1 protein-coding gene is annotated in these 595 nt (G+C 55.8%); it reads right to left on the reverse strand.

All coding sequences use genetic code 11. The annotated features are described in order from the left end of the window. Positions 1-164: 164 nt before the first annotated feature. A complete protein-coding gene (locus ABG80_RS18355) occupies positions 165-410 on the reverse strand; it encodes a hypothetical protein (RefSeq protein ID WP_058089038.1) in 246 nt (81 codons plus the stop codon). Positions 411-595 lie beyond the last annotated feature (185 nt).

Consider the following 595-nt stretch of genomic DNA (forward strand, 5'->3'; position numbering starts at 1 on the left):
AACTCACGCTTGCGCGTCTTCTTGGTCGACAGGTTCAATCCCAGGCTGACTTGCTTCATGTCCTTACGCCACGCATCAACTTGACGACATCATCATGCAAGACTCGCGCCTTGACGGCGGGTTTTGCAGACCTTCCTTAGGCGACATTTGCTCGAGTGACGCGGTCATGGCCTGTAGGTCAGGTTAATGAAAAAGATCTCGACGACCATCGTAGCAACGGCAAAGTACATGGGCATGGCCGGATTGGAGGTGTCGTCTGCGCGCCCGAGTCGGGCTGCTGAAGTTTTCTTTCTATAGGAAAGATAACCAATGAAGAGCCCAAGCAGCGGGAAGATGAAGACGGTGACCATCATGAAGATCGTGGGCACCGACAGCAGCGTGACGAAAATTGAGAGCTTTGCGAGATTCATGCAGTTATTCAGATTTTTCCCGTACTGCTAGGGGGCGATTGGTGAGGGCGCCTAACTACCAAGTTCAGGGGCGCCCGCTTGGCGTGGCCGAAGCGTGCAGTGGTGGAGGCGTCCCCTGCAACGCCCAGTTAGGCGCAGCGGCCTTGCCAGACAAGGGATGTGCAATGCCGCCGTCGCCGTATGTG

It is taken from the genome of Aquabacterium parvum (assembly GCF_001447195.1).
Taxonomy (GTDB): Bacteria; Pseudomonadota; Gammaproteobacteria; order Burkholderiales; family Burkholderiaceae_C; genus Aquabacterium; species Aquabacterium parvum.